This is a genomic window from Lentzea kentuckyensis, assembly GCF_002150765.1.
GTDB lineage: Bacteria > Actinomycetota > Actinomycetes > Mycobacteriales > Pseudonocardiaceae > Lentzea > Lentzea kentuckyensis.
Map to the genome: position 1 here is coordinate 1 of NZ_MUYM01000144.1, position 2,734 is coordinate 2,734.

Annotated in this window: 3 protein-coding genes; all 3 read left to right on the plus strand. The window is 69.4% G+C overall.

The window, feature by feature from the left end; translation table 11 throughout:
* Nucleotides 1–236: hypothetical protein (locus B0F77_RS48360; protein WP_086668895.1), on the plus strand; the 236-nt coding region annotated here is incomplete at its 5' end.
* Between the two features lie 172 nt (nucleotides 237–408).
* Nucleotides 409–1,251: a WXG100 family type VII secretion target gene (locus B0F77_RS43275; RefSeq protein WP_245849446.1), complete on the plus strand. Its 843-nt coding sequence runs from the start codon at nucleotides 409–411 to the stop codon at nucleotides 1,249–1,251.
* Nucleotides 1,248–1,928, plus strand: a complete 681-nt coding sequence (locus B0F77_RS43280; protein ID WP_086668896.1) for a hypothetical protein — start codon at nucleotides 1,248–1,250, stop codon at nucleotides 1,926–1,928. The genes B0F77_RS43275 and B0F77_RS43280 overlap by 4 nt, the downstream gene beginning before the upstream one ends.
* Nucleotides 1,929–2,734 lie beyond the last annotated feature (806 nt).

The window sequence follows — 2,734 nt, forward strand, 5'->3', positions numbered from 1 at the left end:
TCGAACAGGCCAGGGTCGACGACCAGTGCTTCGGCCCGATCGGCGACGCCGTCGGGTTGAGCAGCGGGTATTTCAAGAGTTTGCAGGAGTGCCAGCAGCTCGCCACCGACGCGCAGGGGTTCCTGAAGCAGACCGGTGAGCAGCTGCAGCAGAGCTTCGAGGTCTACCAGGGCGTGGACCAGGGCATCTCGCAGGCGTTCGGGCAGATCGGCAAGGGCCTCGGGAGCGCGACATGAGTGGTCCCGGCACGTTCGCCGACCTGAACAACGGCGACCAGAAGAACTGGTTCGAGCAGGCCGCCGGGCGCGGCAGTTCCGCCTACAGCGCGATCTCGGACCTCGCGGACGCCACGTCGCCGCNNGCCCGCTGATCGAGCTCGCGGAGTGGGCGATCGGTGACCCCGAGCAGATGCGCGCGACCGGCGAGGGCTGGGAAGAGGTCGCCAAGTGGCTCGACGAGGTCGCCGAGTCCGAGAAGAAGCGCGCCGAGACCACCACGAGCATGTGGGAGGGCGCGGCGGGGGACGGGTTCCGCAAGCAGGTCAACGAGTTCGCCGGTGGCGTCGAGGCGCTGGCCGAGGACATCCGCGGCCTGAAGGAGACCCTGGAGACCATCGCCGAGCTCTTCGACATGTTCGTCGAGTTCGTGATCCAGATCCTCACCGAGCTGATCATCGGCCTGATCGTGCAGTGGCTGGCGGCGCTGGCGGCCTCCTGGATCACCGCGGGCGGCTCGGTCGCCGCGGCGGGCGCGACGACGACCGTGCAGGTCGGCAGCACCGGCGTGCGCATCACCATGCGGGTGTCGAAGCTGCAGATGGAGCTGTTCAAGGCCGTGCAGCAGATCGAGAAGCTGCTGGTGCGGCTGCGCGGCCCGTTGCGTCAGGTGATCGAGAGGATGAACGGCCTGCGCGGCGGCAACATGGCCCAGAAGTGGCTCGCTCGCCAGGCCGGCAGCACCGCCAACCTCGTGACCAGGGCGGACGCCAGCACGCTGGCCTCCACCGCGTCGAGTCGCTTCCTGCAAGGCGTCACCGGCGAGGGGGCGCTGGCGGGCAACATCGCCCAGAACGTGCTGACCGGGATGCTCGGCGGCTCCACCACGGCCGGGATGGCCGCGTTCAAGGCCGGAACCAGTGCGGCGATCGACGGCGCCATCAAGTTCGGCAGCGAGGAAGCCTACGACGCTGCCCAGAACAAACCGTCCGAAGAGGAGCGTCGCGACGCGCAGGACCGCGGGTTCAACTGGTGAAGCTCGACGGTGTCCTGGCGATTCGGCAGTCCTGGTGTGCTCCAGGTGAGCCGGTTCTGGTGTGCGCACCTGGTGGACGGGGAGCGACGCGGTTCGACGTCGATGGCCTGGACTGGACCGGCAAGCCCGAACGCGGCCTGCTCGGCAAGGCGATGATGGGGGCGGCCAGCGTGCCGTTCGCGCTGGCCTCCGCTGACGACTGGCAGGACAGCGCGACGCCTCCGGACGTGGTCGTGTTCGGTCCACGGCCCGACGCCATCGCGACGCGGGCCTGCTCGAACCTGGACAGCTCCGTGCTCGTGTGGTGCGTGCTGACACCCCGGAGGTTCGCCTGGGTCGCCGCGGTCGAGGAGGAGGCTCCCGCGGAGGAGCGGTCGTTGCTCGGCCAGGTCCGCGGCTTCGCGAAGAGCGCCAAGGACGTCTTCTCCGGCCGCAGCCCCTATCCCGCGCACTGCCCGATCGAGACGGTGGCGATCCGGTCCGTGGCGGAGGTGCCGCGCGAGCAGATCGCGGGGATCGCGGTCGCGGAACGCAAGCTGCCGCGCGGTAAGTACACCTACCGGGACGCCCACGTCCTGCGCCTGTCCTTTGTGGATGGATCAGGAGTCGACGTCCTCGCAGGGCATGAACCCGGACAAGCACAACGGTTGTACGCGATGGCCAACGGACAAGGGTGATCATGCCCAGGGACAGGTTCAAGCTCGCCGAGATCGCCCAGAAGCACTGGGTCCGCGACGGCGAGCAGATCGTGTGGGCCGTCGAACGCAAGGGGCACGTCGGCTCGGCGGGCACGGCACCGCACGCGCTCGTCGGCGAGGTGCCGGCGGCCGAGATCGCCGAGCNNGCCGCCGTGAGCAGCGGCCAGTTCTGCACCGACGAGTGGGCGCACGACCCGGCCGTGTGGGGCTGGGCGCACGCGCGAGGTCCCGCCCAGATCGCCGTGCGCTGGGCCGACCTGTTCACCGCGGGGCGCGACGAGTGCTGGCTGCTGCTGAGCAACCGGCGGCTGGGGCTCGTGGTGGAGGGCGAAGTCCTCGAGCCAGACCGCAGTGGTTTGTTCGGCCGGGCACGCGGACCTCAGCGCGAGGTCGCACCGCTGATCACCTGGTGGGAGGCGCCGGTCGGTGCGGTCCGGCGGTTCGTGGCCGTGCCGCTGGGCAGGCTGGTGCGGCCGGAGTGGTTCGTGCGCGTCGAGTTCACCGACGGCTCCGCCTTCGACTTCCGGGACCCGCGGGCTGAGCAGTCCGTCCGAACGGCTTACGCCAACCTGACGAGTTCGTAGTCACAACCTCAAGCGTTCGCTAATTCAGCTGTGCTCGCCGTCACACGGCCCCTAACCTCGTTTCATGAAGCTGCTGCTGTGGTTCGCGCTGGCGTGCATGTGCGCGCTCAGCGGTGACCACGTGCTCGCGGCCGTCACGATGCTGCTGCTCGCAGGCTGCGCGACGGACCGCGTGCGCCGCTAATAGTGCTTTGTCGGGTC

Excerpts from the sequence above, each read along its gene's own strand:
- B0F77_RS43275 (WP_245849446.1), top strand. The coding sequence starts at position 409 with ATGCGCGCGACCGGCGAGGGCTGGGAAGAGGTCGCCAAGTGGCTCGAC.